Consider the following 20,861-nt stretch of genomic DNA (forward strand, 5'->3'; position numbering starts at 1 on the left):
AGCCCTTTCGAAAGAGGAGTGCAATGCCCGGAGTACAGGATCGCGTCGTCGTCGTCACCGGAGCCGGCGGAGGACTGGGTCGTGAGTACGCGCTGACGCTGGCCCGTGAGGGCGCGAGCGTCGTCGTCAACGACCTCGGTGGATCGCGTGACGGATCGGGTGCCGGACACAACATGGCCGACCAGGTCGTCGACGAGATCAAGGCGGCCGGTGGCCGTGCCGTCGCCAACTACGACAGCGTCGCCGAGCCCGAGGGCGCGGAGAACATCATCAAGACCGCCATCGACGAGTTCGGCAAGGTCGACGGCGTCGTCAGCAACGCGGGCATCCTGCGCGACGGCACCTTCCACAAGATGACGTTCGAGAACTGGGACGCCGTGCTGAAGGTGCACCTCTACGGCGGGTACAACGTCATTCGCGCCGCATGGCCGCACTTCCGCGAGCAGAGCTTCGGCCGCGTCGTCGTCGCGACGTCGACGAGCGGGCTGTTCGGCAACTTCGGCCAGGCCAACTACGGCGCTGCCAAGCTCGGCCTCGTCGGCCTGATCAACACGCTCGCCCAGGAGGGCGCGAAGTACGACATCAAGACCAACGCGGTGGCACCCATCGCGGCGACCCGCATGACCGAGGACATCCTGCCCAAGGAGGTCTTCGAGAAGCTGACCCCGGAGTACGTGGCGCCGGTGGTGGCCTACCTGATGACCGAGGAGCTGGCCGACACCGACTCGATCTTCATCGTCGGCGGCGGCAAGGTGCAGCGCACCGCGCTCTTCCAGAACGAGGGCATCACGTTCTCCGATGGCGTGCCCTCGGTCGACGACGTAGCCGCCAAGTGGGGCGAGATCACCGATCTGTCGGCGGCGAAGTCGGCCAGCTTCAAGCTCGGCTGAGTACGCGTGAAGGCGCTTGTTGCACAATCTCTTACCGGTCCGGCAGGGCTGACGTACACCGACGTGGACGACGTCGCGGGTGACTCCGCGGTCGTCGTCGACGTCGGCGCGGCCGGTGTCTGCTTCCCCGACCTGCTGCTGATCCGCGGCGAGTACCAGCTCAAGCTGGACCCGCCGTTCGTCCCGGGTACCGAGGTCGCGGGCGTGGTGCGTTCCGCGCCCGCCGGCTCGTCGGTGACCGTCGGCCAGCGGGTGTCGGCGCTGTCGATGCTCGGCGGGTGGGCCGAGACGGTGGCGGTGTCCCCGGACAGCGTGGTGCCGACACCCGACGACGTCGACGATGCCTCGGCCACCGCGCTGCTGGGCAACTACTACACGATGTTCTTCGGCTTGGAGCGCCGCGCGGCGTTGCAGCCGGGGGAGACCGTGTTGGTGCTCGGCTCGGCCGGTGGTGTCGGCACGGCAGCGATCCAGATCGCCAAGGCCATGGGCGCGCGGGTGATCGCGATGGTGCACCGCACCGGCGCCGACGAGTTCGTCAGGTCGCTGGGTGCCGACGTGGTGCTACCGCTCACCGAGGGGTGGGCGCAGGCGGTTCGCGAGCACACCGAGGGTCGAGGCGTCGACGTCGTGGTGGATCCCGTGGGCGGGGACGCGTTCGACGACGCGATCCGCGTGCTGGCGACCGAGGGGCGCCTGCTCGTCGTCGGATTCGCCTCCGGTGGAGGCATTCCCACGGTCAAGGTCAACCGGCTGCTGCTGCGCAACGTGTCGGTGGTCGGCGTCGGTCTCGGCGAGTTCGTGAACCGGACGCCGGGCGCGCAGGCGAAGATCGGCGCGGGCCTCAACCGGCTGGTCGCAGCGGGCCTACGTCCACCGCCGCCCGTGCGGTACCCGCTCTCGGATGGCCGTGCGGCGCTCGAAGCGCTTGCGGCAGGAGAGATTCGGGGGAAGCTGGTCCTGGAGCCGTGACGTTGCGCGCGCTGGCGTTCGACGTCTTCGGCACCGTCGTGGACTGGCGCGGCAGCGTCGTCCGGGAGCTGACCGCGTTCGGCGAGGCCCGTGGCGTGCAGCGGGACTGGGCCCGGTTCACCGACGACTGGCGGGCGGGCTACCCGGCCGCGATGAACCGGGTGCGCACCGGTGAGCTGCCATGGCTGAAGATCGACGCCCTGCACCGGATGATCCTCGACGTGCTGCTGGCCGACGCCGGCATCGCCGACGTGCCCGAGGCCGACCTCGACCACCTCAACCGGGCCTGGCACCGGCTGGACCCGTGGCCGGACAGCGTGGCGGGGCTGACCCGGCTCAAGGAGTCGTACACGATCACGACGCTGTCGAACGGGAACCTCTCGCTGCTGACCAACATGGCCAAGCGCGCGGGCTTGCCGTGGGACTGCGTCATCTCGGCCGAGTTGTTCCGGCACTACAAGCCCGACCCCGAGGCGTATCTCGGCTGCGCCGACCTGCTCGACGTCGACCCTGGTGAGCTGGCCCTGGTCGCGGCGCACCCCAGCGACCTGCGCGCCGCACGTGACGCCGGGCTGCGGACCGCGTACGTCGCGCGACCGCTGGAACGCGGGCCGGGCCGCGAGCCGCCACGGGTGGAGGACGGCGAGTTCGATTACGTGGCCGCGGACTTCCTCGATCTCGCAGGTCAGCTCGCCTAGGCTCGGGTTGTGGACACCGGTGGCTTGATCCTGGTGGCGGTCGCGATCGCCATCGGCGTGGTGGGCGTCGTCATCCCCCTGCTGCCGGGGACGCTGTTGGTACTCGCGGCCATCGGCGTGTGGGCGTTCGTCGAGCAGACCGTCGCGGGGTGGGTGACCTTCGGGGTGGTGACGGCGATCCTCGGGGCGACGCTGTTGATCAAGTACCTGTGGCCGGCCCGACGGATGAAACGGGCGGACGTCGGCACCGGCACGCTGTTCGCGGGTGCGGCGCTGGGCATCGTCGGCTTCTTCGTGATCCCCGTCGTCGGCCTGGTGATCGGCTTCGTGCTCGGCATCTACCTGGCGGAACTGGCGCGGCGGCACGACCAGCGGCGGGCGTGGGCATCGACGGTACACGCGCTGAAGGGCGTGGCGCTGTCGGTGGGCGTGGAACTCACCGGGGCGCTCCTGGCGACGGTGGTGTGGGTCGTCGGCGTGTGGGTGAGCTAGGGCCGGCGGGCTGCGGGGGCGGTGGCCGCTGGGGCTCCGGGCCGGGAACCGCACCTGCCCACCTCTGAGCGACAACTCGCGACAATGGGGGACGGCGAGGGACGCGGAGAAGGCGCCGCCGAGTTTTACGCTTCTGCGATTGCCCCAGCGACCGGATTGTCGCGACTTGTCGCTCAGAGGCGGGCACGCGCACAGGTTGAGGCTCAGCGCGACGGTGCGACACCGCTGGCACGGCCGGCAGCACTGCCGGAGATCCATGCAGCCAGGTCTCGCGCGGACCATGATGTAGATGGCCAGGGCGTCGGTCGCACACGGAACTCCGGAGGAGCAGCATGTCCGAAACGAAGATCACCGTCATCTACGACAACCCGACCGATCCGGCCGCGTTCGAGGCGGCGTACGAGGCCGAGCAGCTCGAGGCGGCGCGTAAGATCCCGGGCCACATCCGCATCGAGACGTCGAAGGTGTGGCCCAAGGAGGACGGCTCACCGACTCCGGCGTACCGGTCGATCGATCTGTACTACCCGGACTACGACGCCGCCAGCGCGGCGGTCACGACGCCCGAGGCCGGCGCCTTCTTCGAGGCGATGGGACGGCTGTCCACCGGTGGGGTGCGGGTGTTGTTCTCCGACATCGAGATCGCGCAGCACTAACAGCGGCGCAGCTAGTCGCGCAGGGCCACCCGCAGCCGGGAGACCTGCTCGTCGGTGACGCCGATCGCCGCCAGATAACCCGGCAGCGAACCGTATTCGGCCTCGACGGTGCGCCGCGCCGCGTCGAGGTACTCCTCGCGGACGCCGAGCACCTCGTCGGTCAGGCGCGCTTCGGCGAACGTCACGATCTCCGGCGTCGCGTCCTCGCCCGCGCGGGTGCGGATCGACTCGAGGATCCGCTCGCGCAGTTGCGGCACCGCGTCGTTGCTCCGCAGGAAGTCGGTCAGGATCGCGTCCCGGTCGACACCGACGGCCTCGAGCACCGCTGCGACCGTGACGCCCGTGCGGTCCTTGCCGGCGAAGCAGTGTGCGATCAGCGGGCGCCCGTCGCCGAGCGTCGAGATGACCTCGCGCAGAGCGATGTGCGCGCCGGGCAGCGTCGGGAACCGCAGGTACTCCTCGGTCATGAACCGCTTGGCCGCGACCGAGACGTCCTCGTCGTCGGGCTTCTCGGTCATCATCCGTTCGAAACTCTGCTCGTGCGGTGAGTCCGCCGCGGCAGCACCGGCCGCCGACAACTCGTGGAACGGCAGCAGATGGACCGACACCCCGTCGGGCACCTGACCTGCCCCGCGCCGCTCCAACTCGCGCACCGACCGCAGATCGGCGACGTCGGTGATGCCGTAGGCACTCAGCGCCGCGCGACCGGCGTCGTCGAGCGCACTCAGCTCACTGGACCGGAAGAACCGGCCCGGCCGGATGCCCGTCGACTCCGCGACGTCGCGGAAGTTCCACGCCCCGGATAGTTCGTGACCGCTCGACGTCACCGGGTGGTCACCGCCGCAGCGAACGCCGACTTCTCCGCACCGATCGACGTCCGCGCGATGGTCCGCATGTGCACCTCGTCGGGCCCGTCGAACAGCCGCATGGCGCGGTGCCAGCCGTAGAGGCGGGCCAGCGGCACGTCGTCGGAGATGCCTGCGCCGCCGTGCACCTGGATGGCCCGGTCGAGCACGTTGCACGCCATCTGCGGCGCGACGGCCTTGATCTGGGCGACCTGCAGCCGCGCCTCGACGCTCTTGTTGCCGTGCTTGTCGATCGTCCACGCGGCCTTGTGACACAGCAGCCGGGCCTGGTCGATCTCGTTGCGCGACAACGCGACCTGCTGCTGCACGACGCCCTGCTCGGCGAGCGGCTTGCCGAACGCGATGCGCTTGCTGACCCGGTCGATCATCAACGCGATCGCACGCTCGGCCACGCCGATCGCGCGCATGCAGTGGTGGATGCGGCCCGGGCCCAGGCGGGCCTGCGCGATCGCGAAGCCGCTGCCCTCCTCGCCCAGCAGGTTCGAGACCGGCACCCGCACGTTGTCGAACACGACCTCGGCGTGACCGTGCTGGTCCTGCCACCCGAAGACCGGCAGCGAGCGGACGATCTCGATCCCGGGAGTGTCCATGGGCACCAGGATCATCGACTGCTGCTGGTGGCTCGCGGCGTCGGGATTGGTGCGGCCCATCACGATCAGGATCTTGCAGCGCGGGTCGTTGGCGCCGGACGTCCACCACTTCCGGCCGTTGATGACGTAGTCGTCGCCGTCGCGCAGCATCGTCGTCTCGATGTTGCGGGCATCCGAGGACGCCACCGCCGGCTCGGTCATCGCGAACGCACTGCGGATCTCACCGGCCAGCAGCGGCTCCAGCCACTGCCTGCTCTGCTCCTCGTTGGCGAACAGGTGCAGGGTCTCCATGTTGCCGGTGTCGGGCGCGGCGCAGTTGAGCGCCTCGGGCGCGATCTCCATGCTCCAACCGGACAGTTCGGCCAGCGGCGAGTACTCGAGGTTGCTCAACCCGGACTCCGACGGGAGGAACAGGTTCCACAGCCCCTGCGCCCTGGCGTGCTTCTTGATCTCCTCGACCACCGGCGGCACGGTGTGGTCGCCCGGCCCCTTCTCGTGCCGGTAGGCGTCGTAGGACGCCTCGGCGGGGAAGACGTGCTCAAGCATGAAGGCCGTCAACCGGTCGTGGTAATCCTGACCCTTGGCCGACATCGCGAAGTCCATACCGCCACGATATGACACCCGTCGAGTCGGGCTCCGGGCACGTCAGGGATCAGGTATCGGCGACGACGGTGACGTCGCCGGTGGTGCCGTCGACGTCGACCAGCGTGCCGTTCGACAGCCGGGACGCGGCGCCGCGCGCGTTGACCACGCAGGGCACGCCGAACTCGCGCGCGACGATCGCCGCGTGTGACATGTGGCCACCGAGTTCGGTGACGACGGCCGCCGCGTACGCGAAGGCCGGGGTGTACCCGACGTCGGTGACCTGTGCGACGAGGATCTCGCCGGGTTCGAGGTCGTCGATGGTCTCCGGCGTCACGACCCGCACGCGGCCGCGGGCCACGCCCGCGCAGACGCCCATGCCGTGCAGCACCTCGCCGCCGCCCAGCGCGGCGGCGACCTCGGTCGGCGCCCACCGGCCGCTGAACGCCTCGGGCGGGACGATGCGCTCCAGCTGCGCCTGCTCGGCGCGGCGCCGGGCGACGACGCCCGCGAGGTCGGGCGGTGGCGCGTCGAGTTCGTCGACCAGGAGGTAGAACACGTCGTCGACGGCGGTGAGCGTGCCCGCCTCGACCAGGCGGCCGCCGTACTCGCGCAGCAGGCCGCGCAGCAGCCAGATGGTGCGGACCATGCGGTCGCGGCGGACCTCGCGGTCGCGCATCTGCCCGGACGCCGCCGCGGCGATCGGCCGCACCAGCAGCGGGATCTCGGGCGGCGCGGGCGGCTCCCACGGCGGCAGTTCCATGGTCTTGGCGACCATCCGCAGCAGCAGGCGGGGATCGTCGGCGAACGACGCGCTGCGCATCTCGACCTCGCCGGGCCCGCGGTGGCCGATCGCCCGGATCTCGCGCGCCAGCTCGGCGGCGAAGTCGGGTGCGACGTGCGCCAGCGTCTGCGGGTCGGGGTCCTCGGCCTTGAGCAGCGCGCTGAGCGCCGGGTCGCGGCGCGCCAGGGCGGCCAGGCGGTGTACCGCGGCGAGCGACTGTGCGCTCGCGACGTCCGGTCCCGCCGACGGCAGCACGTCGCGGCCGCACAGGATGCGCAGGATGACGCCGTAGGCCGTGCACACCAGGATCGACGCCGACGCCAGCACCCAGGCGTGCACGACGTGGTCGCGGGCCAGCACGATCAGCTCGCGCAGCTTCTGGTCGTCGACGTCGGCGAGGTGCGCGGCCGCCACCTCGAGCCGGTCGACGTCGCGGACCAGGTCGCGGGTGTCGCGCCCCGAACCGGCCGTCAGCCCGAGCAGGTTGTTGGCGAACGTCAGGACACCGCGGAGATGCCCTGGGAGCGTTCGCTTCTCGACGGGTGGCAGCTCGTCGCCGAACAGTGACAGCCCCTCGACGGTCTGGCCGAAGAAGCCGTTGATGATGAGGTCCGGGTCGACGAGCGGCACGGTCTGCGCCATGAAGTGGCCCGACGTGATGCCCGCGTACAACCGGTGGCCGAACACCCCGGTCGTGCGCTTGGCCATCTCGCGCTGCACCGCGCCGCCCGGCCGCAGCCGCTGCGAGATCACCAGCGCGGCGGCGCGCGTGCCGCGGACGGTCACCGACGCCGAGGACGGCGAGAACGGGCCCGGCAGCGCCTCGGACAGGTTGGTCGCGACGAACGCGGGGAAGCGCGGGTCGATCGGGGTGTCGAATTCGCCTCCGGCGCCGGTGGTCTCGGCCGGGACGGGTACGACGCCGTCGTCCGACGGGGTGTCGACGGCGGGGATCTCGCGCACCCGGGGGAGCCGCCACGGCAGTGCGATCACGTGGCCCGCCGTACCGGGGAACCGGACGGCGAACCGGGCGCGCACCACCAGGGCGAAGTCCTCGAGGCACTCGGTCGCGGTCCAGGTGGGATGGATGAAGCTCTCGCCGTCCAGCCACGGGCCGAACTCGATGGGCGCCGAACCGCGTCCGCGCGGCACCCGCACCAGCGGGCGTCCCACCGCCGAGGCGATCGCGCGGAACGTGGTCTGCCCTGGAGCGGCGACCTCGACGGGTTCGGTGACGCCGCCGACGACGGCCGCGACGTAGGCACGCTCGAGGTCGTGCGGGTGCACCACCTGTAGCGGCCGGTCGACCTCGTCGCCGGAGTAGAAGTGCACGGGCCGCGCGAAGGCCTGCAGCGCCGACTCGTCGGCGTCGCGGCCCAGCACCAGCGGATGCCGGACGACGACGCGACGGGCCGGCCCGCCGGGCAGGTCCACGTCGGCGCACATCGCGACGGCGTCGAAGCCGCCGAGGTCGACGCCCGCCCCGAGAGTCGTCACGAAGTCGACCGAGCCGGGCCAACTTTCGGGCCGGACGTCCCCGACGCCGACGACGTCGTGGCCCAGGCTGACGAGCCGCAATGCGACCCCCCGGCCGAGGGGGCCGTCGGCGCCGGCGACGAGGACCCTCACGGGGTCCGATCCGGGCAGCTAGTCGTCATCGTCGTCGAACGCGTTGAGCAGCTGCTGCAGGTCCATGTCCTCGATGCTCTGCGATCCGCGGTCGCCCGCGGACTCGTCGACGACGTCGGACTGGCCCGCCAGGTTCAGCAGCATGTCGAGCACACCGGCCTGCCGGAGTCGCTTGATCGGGATCGACGAGACGACGCGCTGCAGTTCGGCCTCGACCGCGTTGACCGCCGGGGCGTCGTCGGTCTCGCCGCCGAGCTGGGTGCGGAAGTACTCCGCCAGCGCCGTCGGGTTCGGGTAGTCGAAGATCAGCGTCGGCGACAGGTTCAGACCCGTCGCGGCCTTCAGCCGGTTGCGCAGCTCGACCGCCGTCAGCGAGTCGAAGCCGTGGTCCTGGAACGCCAGGTCCGCCCCGATCGCGTCCGGTGAGGGCAGGCCCAGCACGGTCGCCATGTGCGAGCGCACCAGGTCCAGCAGCACGGCCTGCTGCTCGTCGACCGGCAGCCCCGCCAGCCGCGACGTCAGCGCCGACCGCGACTGTGCCGCCGCCAGCGAGTCGCCGACCTGGCGACGCGCCGGTCCGGAGATCAGCTCGTTGAACATCGGCGGCAGCGTGCCCGCCGACGACTTCGTCCGCAGCGCAGCACGATCGATGCGGGCGGGCACCAGGAACGGCTCGTCGACGACCAGCGCCTTGTCGAACAGCGTCAGGGCCTCGCCCACCGACATCGCAAGGATGCCGTCGCGTGCGAGCCGGGCGATGCCTGCCTCGTCGAGGTCGCCCGCCATGCCGCCGGCCTGGTCCCACAGGCCCCAGCCCAGCGACATCGCCGGCAGGCCCATCTTGCGGCGGTGCGTCGCGAGCGCGTCGAGGTAGGCGTTGGCCGCCGAGTAGTTCGCCTGACCCGACCCGCCGACCAGACCGGCCATCGAGGAGAACAGCACGAACACCGACACGTCGAGGTGGCGGGTCAGCTCGTGCAGGTTGTCCGCGGCGTCGACCTTGGCGCGCAGCACGGTGTCGACGCGCTCGGGCGTCAGCGAGGTGACGACGGCATCGTCGATCACGCCCGCGGTGTGGAACACCGCCGACAGCGCCCGCGGATGGTCGATCTCGGCCAGCACCTTGGCCAGCGCGTCGCGGTCGGACACGTCTGCCGCGACGACGCGCACGTTGGCGCCCGCCTCGGTGAGTTCGGCGACGAGGTCGGCCGCCCCGGGGGCGTCCGGCCCGCGACGCGACACCAGCAGCAGGTCCCGAGCACCGTGCTCTGCGACGACGTGCCGGGCCACCGAGGCGCCCGCCATGCCGGTGCCGCCGGTGATCATCACGGTGCCGGTGGTCCACGCGTCCGGCATGGTCATGACGACCTTGCCGATGTGCTTGGCCTGGCTGAGGTGTCGCAGTGCCGCCGGTGCGCGGCGCACGTCCCACGTGTCGACGGGCAGCGGCTTCAGCACGCCGGTACGGCTCAGATCCGAGACGCCGGCCAGGATCCGGGCGACGCCGTCGGCGCCGGCCTCGAACAGGTCGAAGGCCCGGTAGTGGACGCCCGGGTGAGCGGCCGCCACCGTGTCCGCGTCCCGGATGTCGGTCTTGCCCATCTCGAGGAACGCGCCACCGCGCGGCAGCAGCCGCAGCGACGCGTCGACGAAGTCGTTCGCCAGCGAGTCGAGCACGACGTCGACGCCACGCCCGCCGGTGACGGCGAGGAACTTCTGCTCGAAGTCCAGGGTGCGCGAGTCGCCGATGTGATCGTCGTCGAAGCCCATGGCGCGCAACGTGTCCCACTTGGGACGGCTGGCGGTCGCGAAGACCTCCAGCCCCCAGTGCCGGGCCAGCTGCACGGCCGCCATGCCGACTCCGCCGGTCGCGGCGTGGATCAGCACCGACTGGCCGGGCTGCACGTCGGCGATCTGGCGCAGTGCGAAGAACGCCGTCGCGAAGCCGACGGTGAAGCCCGCGGCCTGCGCGTCGCGCCAATCCGACGGCACCGGCAGCACGACCCGCGCGTCGGTGGTGGCGACGGTGCCCGTGCCCTCGGGGAACAGGCCCATCACGCGGTCGCCGACGGCGACGCCCGCGACGTCCGGTCCGATCTCGGTGACGACGCCGGTGGCCTCGATGCCCATCACGGCCTCGCCCGGGTAGAGCCCGAGCGTGATCATGACGTCGCGGAAGTTGGCCGCAATGGCCTTGATCGAGACTCGGATGCGGCCCGCACCCAGCGGTTCGTCGGCGTCCGGGATCGGTTCCAGCACCAGGTCTTCAAATGTTCCGGACGTGCCCGACTTGCTCACGGCGAGTCGCCACGGCGACCCGTCGGCGGGCGGGTCCAGGACCGCGTCGGCGGCCCGGCTGGGCACCACGCGGGCGGAGTGCAGCGTCCCGGTGCGGATCACGATCTGCGGCTCGCCGGTGGCGACGATCGCCGCCAGGTCGGCCGCGTCGAGGTCGCCCTCGGCGTCGGTGTCGACCAGCACGACGCGACCGGGATGCTCGGTCTGCGCGGCCCTGACCAGGCCCCACGCCGCCGCACCCGGCAGGTCGACGAGGTCCTCGCCGGGCAGCGCGACCGCGCCGTGGGTGACGACCACCAGCGTGCCCGCAGGCTCGGCGAGCCACGACTGCATGCGCGCGAGCGCGTCGTGGGTGGACGCGTAGACGCCGGGCACGCCGGTCTCGTACGCGACCGGACGCGTGTCGTAGACGCCGATCTCGCCGTCCACCGCGGGCGCCTCGGCCGGCGGGGTCAGCGGCGTCCAGATGACCTCGAACAGCTCGCCGCCGGTGGTGGTGCCGACGGCGGCCGCGAGCTGCGCTGCCGTCACCGGCCGGGCGACCATCGACTGCACCGACAGCACCGGCAGGCCGAGGCCGTCGGCGAGGTCGATCGACATCGAACTCGGGCCGTTCGGCGCGATCCTGGCGCGGACCGCGGACGCACCCGCGGCGTGCAGGGACACCTTCTGCCACGAGAAGGGCAGGGCCAGCTCGTCGGAGTCCATGCCCAGGATCACCGCGTGCAGTGCGCCGTCGAGCAGCGCGGGGTGCACGCCGAGCCCGGTGACGGACGCGTCCCTACCGAGCTTCACCTCGGCGAAGATCTCGTCGCCGCGCCGCCACATGGCGGTGAGGTTCTGGAACGCCGGACCGTACTGGTAGCCGCGCTCCGCGAGCACCGCGTAGGCGTCGGTGACGTCGACCTCGCGGGCGCCGACCGGCGGCCACACCACCAGTTCGGTTCCGGGCGCGGTGGTCTCGACGCCGAGTTCGCCCTCGGCATGCAGGGTCCACGGGGTGTTGTCGCCGTCGGGCCGCGAGAAGATCGAGAAGACCCGCGCACCACCGGCGTCGGCGGCACTGACGACCACCTGGACGGCGACGCCCTCCGACGGCAGCACCAGCGGCGCGTGCAGCATCAGTTCGTCGACGGTGTTGCAGCCGACCTCGTCGCCCGCCCGGATCGCCAGCTCGACGAACCCGGCACCGGGGAACAGCACGACCCCGCCGACCGCGTGGTCGGACAACCAGGACTGCGTCGACGTGGTGAGGCGGCCGGTCAGCGTGACTCCACCGGTCTCCGGCATCTCGACGATCGCCCCGAGCAGCGCGTGCTCGGCACCGCCGAGGCCCAGGCCCACGGCGTTGGTGGCACCCGAGCCACCGCCCGACAGCCAGAAGCGGCGGCGCTGGAAGGCGTAGGTGGGCAGGTCGACCAGCCGGCCACCGCCACATACGTGGCGCCACGCGACGTCACCGCCCGCGACGGAGAACTCCGCGAGCGCGGTCAGCAGCTGCGCCGGCTCCGGACGGTCCTTGCGCAGCAGCGACGTCGCGACCGGCTCGACCACGGCGTCCGGATCGGCGAGGGTCTGGGCGATCGACGCCGTCAGGCCGCTGGCGGAACCCAGTTCGAGGAAGCGGGTGACGCCCGCCGCGGACAGCGCGCGCACGCCGTCGGCGAAGCGCACTGCCTCGCGGACGTGGCGCTGCCAGTAGGCGGCGGTCCCGAAGTCGGGGCCCGCCACGGCGCCGGTCAGGTTGGACACCACCGGGATGGTGGGCGCCGACACGGCCATGCCGCTGGCGACGGAGGTGAACTCCAGCAGCATCGGCTCCATGAGCGACGAGTGGAACGCGTGCGAGACGGCCAGCTGGTGCGTGCGGCGGCCCTGCTCGCGCAGCGTCTCCGCGACGGCGGTGACCGCGTCCTGGGGACCCGAGATCACCACGGAGCCGGGTGCGTTGACCGCGGCGATCGACACCTCGTCGGTCAGCAGCGGGGCCACCTCGTCCTCGGTCGCCGCGACGGCGACCATCGCGCCACCCTCGGGCAGCCGCTGCATGAGCCTGCCGCGCGCCACCACGAGGGCGGCGGCGTTCTCCAGCGACAGCACGCCCGCCACGTGCGCGGCGGACAACTCGCCGACCGAGTGGCCGATCAGGAAGTCCGGCCGCACGCCCCACGAGTCGAGCAGGTGGAACAGCGCGACCTCGATCGCGAACAGGGCCGGCTGGGCGAACTCCGTGCTGTCGAGCAGCGCGTCGTTGGCGCCCCACATCACGTCGCGCACCGGGCGCAGGAGGTGGCGGTCCAGCTCGCGGGTGGTGTCGTCGAACGACGTCGCGAACACCGGGTAGGCGGCGTACAGGTCGCGGCCCATGCCGAGTGCCTGCGATCCCTGACCGGGGAAGACGAACGCGGTCTTGCCCGCGCCGACGGCCCGGCCGCGGATGACGCCGGCCGGGGACTCACCCTCGGCCAGCGCCTTGAGTCCGGCCAGCAGTTCGTCGCGGTCGGAACCGACGACGACGGCGCGGTGGGCGAACGCCGAGCGGCCGCCGAGGGTCCAGCCGACGTCGAGCGCGTCGACCTCGGGACGGGACTCGACGTGCTCGGCGATCCGGAGTGCTTGCACCGCAAGCGCATCGGGGTTCTTCGCCGACAGCGTCCACGGCAGCACCGGCGGGTGCTCGGTGACGACGACCGGCGCGTCGACCGGCGGTGCCTCCTCGATGATGACGTGGGCGTTGGTGCCGCTGATGCCGAACGACGAGACGCCGGCACGGCGCAGGTGGCCGTTGGCCTTCCACGGCCGGGCCTCGGTGAGCAGCGCGATCGACCCCATGGTCCAGTCGACGTGCGGGCTGGGCTCGTCGACGTGCAGCGTCGCGGGAAGCATGTCGTGGCGCAGGGATTCGACGACCTTGATGATGCCGGCGACGCCTGCCGCGGCCTGGCTGTGTCCCATGTTGGACTTGATCGACCCGAGGTACAGCGGCTCGGCGCGGTTCTGGCCGTAGGTCGCGAGCAGTGCCTGCGCCTCGATCGGATCGCCCAGAGTGGTGCCGGTGCCGTGCGCCTCGACGGCGTCGACGTCGCTGGGCACCAGGCCCGCGTTGGCGAGTGCCGCCCGGACCACGCGCTGCTGCGACGGGCCGTTGGGGGCGGTGAGGCCGTTGGAGGCGCCGTCCTGGTTGATCGCCGATCCGCGCACCACGGCGAGGATCTCGTGGCCGTGGCGCTTGGCGTCGGAGAGCCGCTCGACGACGAGGATTCCGCCGCCGTCGGCGAACCCGGTGCCGTCCGCGGCGCCCGCGAACGACTTGCAGCGGCCGTCGGAGGAGAGGCCGCGCTGCCTGCTGAACTCCACGAAGACGTCCGGCGTGGCGTTGATGGTGACGCCGCCCGCGAGCGCGAGGTCGCACTCGCCGAGGCGCAGCGCCTGAACGGCCATGTGCAGCGCGACCAGTGACGACGAGCACGCGGTGTCGACCGACACCGCGGGACCCTCGAGGCCCAGCACGTAGGACACCCGGCCCGACGCGACGCTGGAGGCCTGCCCGGTCAGGCGGAAGCCCTCGGCGCCGTCGACGCCGATGCCGTAGCCCTGGGCGTAGACGCCCGCGAACACGCCGGTGGCACTCCCGCGCAGCGCGGCGGGGTCGAAGCCGCCGCGTTCCAGTGCCTCCCAAGCGAGTTCGAGGAACAGCCGCTGCTGCGGGTCCATCGCCAGCGCCTCGGTGGGGGAGACCCCGAAGAACGCCGGGTCGAAGTCCGCGGCGTCGTAGAGGAAGCCGCCGGTGTTGGCGTACGAGGTGCCGACCGCATCGGGGTCGCTGTCGTAGAGGTTCGCGAGGTCCCAGCCACGGTCGGTCGGGAAGTCCGACACCACGTCACGACCCTCGGCGACCATCTCCCACAGCGTCTCCGGCGAGTCGACCCCGCCGGGGTAGCGACAGGAGATGCCGACGATCGCGATGGGCTCGTCGATGACCGACAGCGCCGTGGGCACCTGCTCGAGCGTCGGTGCCTCACCGGCGAGTTCGGTGCGGATGTAGCCCGCGAGCGCGGCGGGGGTGGGGTAGTCGAAGATCAGCGTCGGCGACAGCGCGAGCCCGGTGGCGGTCTTCAGCCGGTTGCGCAGCTCGACCGCGGTGAGCGAGTCGAAGCCGAGGTCGGAGAAGGCCAGCTCCGCGACGATCGCGTCGGGGTCGCCGGTGCCCAGCACCGTCGACATGTGCGAGCGCAGCAGGTCCAGGATCAGCGCCTGCTGGGCGGGCTCGGTGAGCCCCTGCAAACGCTGTGCCAGAGCGGACTTCGACTTGGCGGCGACCAGCGAGTCGTCCACGCGGCGCCGGGTGGGAGCGCTCGCGAGTGCCGAGAACATCGGCGGCAGCACGCCCTGGGCCGACCGCTTGCGCAGCGCGCCGCGGTCGATCTTGGCCGGGGCGAGCAGCGGCTCCCCGACGACGAGCGCGGAGTCGAACAGCGTCATCGCGTCGGCGCCCGACATCGCCAGGATGCCGTCGCGGCCCAGCCGGGACAGGTCGGCCTGCTCGAGGTGACCGGTCATGGCGCTGGCCTGATCCCACAGGCCCCACGCGAGCGACGTCGCGGGCAGGCCGTGGGCACGGCGGTGCGCCGCGAGACCGTCGACGAACGTGTTGGCCGCGCAGTAGTTGGCCTGACCGGCGGAGCCGACCACGCCCGCCATCGACGAGAACAGCACGAAGGCACCGAGGTTGGCGTCGCGGGTCAGCTCGTGCAGGTTCCACGCGGCGTCGACCTTTGCGCGCAGCACCGGGTCGACGCGCTCGGGGGTCAGCGACCCGAGCATTGCGTCGTCGAGCACGCCGGTCGCGTGGATCACCGCGGACAGCGGCACCGCGACGTCGGCGAGCACTGCGCGCAGCTGATCGCGATCGGCGGCGTCGGCCGCGACGATCCGGACGTCGGCGCCCAGTTCGGTGAGTTCGGCGGCCAGTTCGGCGGCGCCGGGGGCGTCGGCCCCGCGGCGCGACACCAGCAGCAGGTGCTGGACGCCGTGCGTGGCGACCACGTGCCGGGCCACCGTGGCGCCCGCCATGCCGGTGCCGCCGGTGATCAGGACGGTGCCGGTGGCCCACGCGTCGGGCATGGTCATGACGACCTTGCCGACGTGGCGGGCCTGGCTCAGGTACCGCAGCGCCGAGGCGCCGCGGCGGATGTCCCACGTGGTGACCGGCAGCGGCGTCAGGGTGCCCGCCTCGAACATGCCGGACAGCTCGACGATGTACTCGTGCATGCGCGGCCGGCCGGGCTCGAACAGGTCGAACGCGCGGTAGTGCACGCCCTCGTGTGCGGCGGCGATGGTGTCCGCGTCGCGGATGTCGGTCTTGCCCATCTCCAGGAAGACGCCGCCGCGGGGCAGCAGACGCAGCGACGCGTCGACGAACTCACCGGCCAGCGAGTCGAGGACGACGTCGAAGCCGCGGCCGCCGGTGATTTCGAGGAACTTCTGCTCGAACTCGAGCGTGCGCGAGTCGCCGATGTGGTCATCGTCGAAGCCCAAGGCGCGCAACGTGTCCCACTTGGGCCGGCTCGCGGTGGTGAACACCTCGAGTCCCCAGTGCCGGGCCAGCTGGATGGCGGCCAGGCCGACACCGCCGGTGGCGGCGTGGATCAGGATCGACTGGCCGGGCTGGACCTTGGCGAGTTCCCTCAGGCCGTAGAAGGCGGTGGTGAACACGACGAGCGCGGCGGCGGCCTCGGCGTCGGACCAGCCGGTCGGGATCGGGGTGATCAGGCGCGCGTCGGCGGCGACGCGGGTGCCGGTGCCCTCGGGGAACAGGCCCATCACGCGCTGGCCGACGGTGAAGCCCTCGACGTCCGGGCCGATCTCGGTGACGACGCCCGCGGCCTCGCTGCCGATCAGCGCGTCGTGGGTGAACATGCCGAGCGTGATCATGACGTCGCGGAAGTTGGCTGCGACGGCGTTGATCTCGACGCGGATGTGTCCCGGCGGCAGCGGCTGGTCGGAGTTCGGGACCTCGATCAGCGCGAGGTTGTCGAACGTGCCGGCCTCGGTGACGCCGAGGCGCCACGGCTTGCCGCTCTCGGGCGGGGTGAGGACGCCGTCGGTGCCGCGGCTGCGCGTCACGCGCGGAGCGTGCAGCGCACCGTGACGGACGGCGAGTTGCGGTTCGCCGACCGCGAGCAGGGTGGCGGCGACAGACTCATCTAGGTCATCCAACACATCTGCCAGCACGATGCGGCCGGGGTTCTCGGTCTGCGCGGCGCGGACCAGACCCCAGACCGCGGCGCCCGCCAGGTCGGTGACGTCCTCGCCCGGCAGGGCGACCGCACCTCGGGTGACGACGAGCAGCGTGCCCGTGGGCTCGGCCAGCCAGGTCTGAATGCGCTCCAGGGCGCGGTTGGTGGCCGCGCGGACGGCCGCGGGTAGATCGTCGGAATCTACTGCGGCGGGCTCCGATTCGAACGTGACGACGCCCTCGGGCAGTGCGGCGGCCGTGTCCGGCGCGGTGACCGCGGACCACTCGACCTCGAACAGCTCGCCGTCGGCGTGGCCGGCGCCCTTGAAGGACGAGGCGATCTGGTCGGCGCTGACCGGCCGGGCCGTCATGGTCCCGACCGAGAGCACCGGCAGGCCGAGGCCGTCGGCCAGTTCGATCGACACCGAGTTCGTACCGGTGGGGGTGATCTTCACGCGGACCGCGGAGGCGCCCGCGGCGTGCAGCGTCACCCGCTCCCAGGAGAACGGCAGGGCGAGGGCCGAATCGTCGGCGGCCAGCGCCACCGCGTGCAGTGACGCGTCGAGAAGCGCAGGGTGGACGCCGAACTCGCCCGCGGCGAGGTCCTGCGGGAGCGCGACCTCGGCGAACACCTCTGCGCCTCGGCGCCACATCGCGGTCAGGCCGCGGAAGGCCGGGCCGTACTCGTAGCCGCGGGCGGCCAGCGAGCCGTACGCGTCGGAGACGTCGACCGGCACGGCGCCTGCGGGCGGCCATGCGGCCAGATCAGTTGCGGGAGAATCGGTCTCGGCAGTGACGATCGCCTCGGCATGCAGCACCCAGGCGTCGTCGTCGGTCGGACGCGAGAACACGCCCACCGCACGGGACCCGGACTCGGCAGCGGCGCCGACGACCACGCGCAGCGGCACGCCCGTCGGCGGCACGATCAGCGGGGCCTGCAGCGTGAGTTCCTCGATGGCGGGGCAGCCCACCTCGTCACCCGCACGGATGACCAGATCGACGAAACCGGCGCCGGGGAACAGCACGGTGCCGCCGACGGCGTGGTCGGCCAGCCAGGACTGCGACGACGCCGCGAGGCGGCCCGTCAGGACGATCTGGTCGGAGTCGGGCACCTCGACCACGGCGCCGAGCAGCGCGTGGGTGGTGCCGCCCAGGCCGAAGCCACTGGCGTCGCCGGAGCCGGAAGTGCCGCCGGACAACCAGAATCGGCGTCGCTCGAAGGCGTAGGTGGGCAGGTCGGACAGCGCGCCGCCGGGGCAGGTCGCGCGCCACGCCACCGGGACGCCGGCGACGTGTGCCTGCGCGACCGAGGCGAGGAAGCGGTCCAGGCCGCCGTCGTCGCGGCCCAGCGACGGGACGACGATCGGGTCGGCACCCTCGATGCAGTCGGCCGCGGTGTCCTCGACACCGGCCATCAGCACCGGGTGCGGGCTCGCCTCGACGAAGGCGCGGTAGCCGTGCTTGCACGCCGAGCGGATCGCCCTGTCGAACTCGACGGTCTGCCGGATGTTGCGGTACCAGTACTCGGCGTTCAGGCCCGCGGTGTCCATCGACTCGCCGGTGACCGTGGAGATGAACGACGTTCGCGTGGAACGGGGTTCGATGTCGGCGAGCGCCTCCAGCAGCGCGTCGCGAATGGCCTCGACCTGCACCGAGTGCGAGGCGTAGTCGACGTCGATGCGGCGGGCGCGGATCTCGAGCGCCTCGCACTGGCGGACCAGCTCGTCGAGCTGGCCGCTCGCCCCGGACACGACGACGGCGGACCGTCCGTTGATCGCGGCGATGCTGAGGCCGTCGAAGCCGAGCAGCAGTTCGCGGGTGCGGTCGGCGCTGCACGCCAGCGAGACCATGCCCGCCTGGCCGGACAGCGCGACCAGGAGCTTGCTGCGCAGCGCGACCACGCGGGCGGCGTCGCGCAGGGACAGTGCGCCTGCCACGTAGGCCGCGGCGATCTCGCCCTGCGAGTGCCCGATCACGGCGTCCGGCGTCACGCCGTGCGACCGCCACAGCTTGGCCAGCGACACCATGATCGCGAACAGCACGGGCTGCACCACGTCGACGCGGTCCAAGCTGGGCGCACCGTCGGCACCTCGCAGCACGTCGAGGAGCGACCAGTCCACGAACTCCGCGAGCGCCTCGCCGCACGCGGAGATCTCGTCGGCGAAAACCGGTGCGCTGTCCAGCAATTGGAGGCCCATGCCGAGCCACTGGCTGCCCTGGCCCGGGAAGACGAACGCCGTCTTGCTGCTCGGGGTGGCGTGCCCGGTGATGGAGTGCTCGGGCGTCTCGGACTGGGCGGCGATCTCGGCGAGGCCGGCCAGCAGCGACGCGCGGTCGGTGCCCAGCACCACGGCGCGGTGGTCGAACGCGGCGCGGCCGGCGAGCGTGAACGCCACATCCAGGTCGCTGACGTCGTGCGTGCCCAGGTGTTCGGTGAGGCGGGCGGCCTGTCCGGCGAGCGCGCCGGGGGTCTTCGCGGTCAGCACCCACGGCAGTACTGCCGGCGTGACCTCGGCGATCGGTCGCGCTGGGGCCTTCTCGCTGGCGGCCGGCTCCTCGACGATCACGTGGGCGTTGGTGCCGCTGATGCCGAACGACGAGATGCCTGCGCGACGCGGTGCGTCACGCGCGGGCCACGGCTGCGGCTCGGCCAGCAGGGAGACCGCACCCGCGGTCCAGTCGACGTGCGGGCTGGGCTGGTCGACGTGCAGCGACTTGGGCAGCACGTCGTTGCGCATCGCCATGATCATCTTGATGACGCCGGCGACGCCTGCCGCGGCCTGCGTGTGGCCCATGTTCGACTTCACCGACCCCAGCCACAGCGGCTCGGTGCGGTCTTGCCCGTAGGTCGCGAGCAGCGCCTGCGCCTCGATCGGGTCGCCCAGCGGCGTCCCGGTGCCGTGGCCCTCGACCACGTCGACCTGCGACGTCGTCAGACCGGCGTTGGCCAGCGCGGCGCGCACCACGCGCTGCTGCGACGGGCCGTTGGGGGCCGTCAACCCGTTGGAGGCGCCGTCCTGGTTGACGGCGGTGCCCTTGACGACGGCCAGCACCTGATGGCCGTTGCGCAGTGCGTCGGAGAGCCGCTCGACGACCAGCACGCCGCCGCCCTCGGCCCAGCCCACGCCGTTCGCGGCGTTGGCGTAGGGCTTGCAGCGGCCGTCGGGGGCGAGGCCGCGGTGGCGGCTGAACTCGACGAAGATCGTCGGCGTCGCGTTGACGGTCACACCGCCCGCGAGCGCGAGGTCGCACTCGCCGAGGCGCAGCGCCTGGACCGCCATGTGCAGCGCGACCAGCGACGACGAGCACGCGGTGTCGACCGAGACGGCCGGACCCTCCAGGCCCAGCACGTAGGCGACGCGGCCGGAGGTGACGCTCGAGGTCATGCCGGTCAGCCGGTAGCCCTCGATCGCGTCGTCGGACATGCCGTAGCCACCGGCGATGACGCCTGCGAACACGCCGGTGGAGCTCCCGCGCAGCGACGTCGGGTCGACGCCCGACCGCTCGAGCGCCTCCCAGGACAGCTCGAGGAGCATGCGCTGTTGCGGATCCATCGCGAGCGCCTCGTTGGTGGCGATGCCGAAGAAGCCGGCGTCGAAGTCACCGACCCGCTCGACGAAGCCGCCGGTGTTGGCGTACGACTTGCCCGGCGCGTCGGGATCCGGATCGAAGAGGTTGGCGACGTCCCAGCCGCGGTCGTCCGGCAGATCCGAGATGACGTCGCGGCCCTCGGCCACCATCTGCCACAGGTCCTCGGGGGACTCGACGCCGCCCGGGTACCGGCACGACATGCCGACGACCGCGATAGGTTCGCCGGACCGTTCCAGCAGAGCGCGATTCTGATTCTTCAGGCGCTCGACCTGGACGAGCGCCTTGCGGAGCGCTTCGGTGGCGTGTTCGAGTTGATTGACCATGCGGTGTATCCCTTGTCGGCCCGTGTCAGACGCCCGTGCTGGACGACGCTGAAGTATTCGGTGCCGGGCTCGCCCCGAACGCGCTGACTGGCCTCTTTCGACGGCCGGTCATCGTCGGCCCTGTGAGGGAGCCCGGTGTGCGCACCGGGACGCCGATGTCACGGTGCAGTTCTCGTCCCCGACGATTTCGCGCTGCCAAGCGGGTCACTGCCGCAAATGTACTGGTGGCGTGGCCCGCGCGTCGCGCTTGGGTGA

General features: G+C 72.0%; 9 protein-coding genes. 5 read left to right on the forward strand and 4 right to left on the reverse strand.

The window, feature by feature from the left end; translation table 11 throughout:
- Positions 1-23 precede the first annotated feature (23 nt).
- The 5 genes from G6N64_RS06875 (at position 24) to G6N64_RS06895 (ending at position 3,705) form a co-directional block, all read left to right on the forward strand.
- Positions 24-890, forward strand: coding sequence for an SDR family oxidoreductase (locus G6N64_RS06875; protein WP_163796198.1), 867 nt, complete (start codon positions 24-26; stop codon positions 888-890).
- Between the two features lie 6 nt (positions 891-896).
- Positions 897-1,862: an NADPH:quinone oxidoreductase family protein gene (locus G6N64_RS06880; RefSeq protein WP_163796199.1), complete on the forward strand. Its 966-nt coding sequence runs from the start codon at positions 897-899 to the stop codon at positions 1,860-1,862.
- Positions 1,859-2,560, forward strand: coding sequence for a haloacid dehalogenase type II (locus G6N64_RS06885; RefSeq protein ID WP_163796200.1), 702 nt, complete (start codon positions 1,859-1,861; stop codon positions 2,558-2,560). The genes G6N64_RS06880 and G6N64_RS06885 overlap by 4 nt, the downstream gene beginning before the upstream one ends.
- 9 nt (positions 2,561-2,569) lie before the next feature.
- Complete coding sequence (locus tag G6N64_RS06890) at positions 2,570-3,052, forward strand: DUF456 domain-containing protein (protein WP_163796201.1); 483 nt, start codon at positions 2,570-2,572, stop codon at positions 3,050-3,052.
- 332 nt (positions 3,053-3,384) lie between these two features.
- Positions 3,385-3,705: an EthD family reductase gene (locus G6N64_RS06895; protein WP_163796202.1), complete on the forward strand. Its 321-nt coding sequence runs from the start codon at positions 3,385-3,387 to the stop codon at positions 3,703-3,705.
- Positions 3,706-3,716: 11 nt separating this feature from the next.
- Here the strand turns inward: G6N64_RS06895 and G6N64_RS06900 are convergent, their stop codons facing one another.
- From G6N64_RS06900 to G6N64_RS06915, 4 genes are read right to left on the reverse strand one after another with little or no spacing between them, the layout of a single operon-like run.
- Positions 3,717-4,532, reverse strand: a complete 816-nt coding sequence (locus G6N64_RS06900; protein WP_163796203.1) for a tyrosine-protein phosphatase — start codon at positions 4,530-4,532, stop codon at positions 3,717-3,719.
- Entirely contained in the window at positions 4,529-5,764 is a 1,236-nt protein-coding gene (locus G6N64_RS06905; RefSeq protein ID WP_163796204.1) for an acyl-CoA dehydrogenase family protein, read from the reverse strand. Before G6N64_RS06905 ends, G6N64_RS06900 begins: the two co-directional genes overlap by 4 nt.
- Positions 5,765-5,813: 49 nt before the next feature.
- Positions 5,814-8,156, reverse strand: a complete 2,343-nt coding sequence (locus G6N64_RS06910) for a PEP-utilizing enzyme (RefSeq protein ID WP_163796205.1) — start codon at positions 8,154-8,156, stop codon at positions 5,814-5,816.
- Positions 8,157-8,174: 18 nt separating this feature from the next.
- Positions 8,175-20,606 carry a type I polyketide synthase gene (locus G6N64_RS06915; protein ID WP_163796206.1) on the reverse strand — a complete coding sequence of 4,144 codons (12,432 nt, stop codon included), beginning with the start codon at positions 20,604-20,606 and terminating at the stop codon, positions 8,175-8,177.
- Between the last annotated feature and the right edge of the window lie 255 nt (positions 20,607-20,861).

Source organism: Mycolicibacterium sediminis (genome assembly GCF_010731735.1).
GTDB classification, from domain to species: domain Bacteria; phylum Actinomycetota; class Actinomycetes; order Mycobacteriales; family Mycobacteriaceae; genus Mycobacterium; species Mycobacterium sediminis.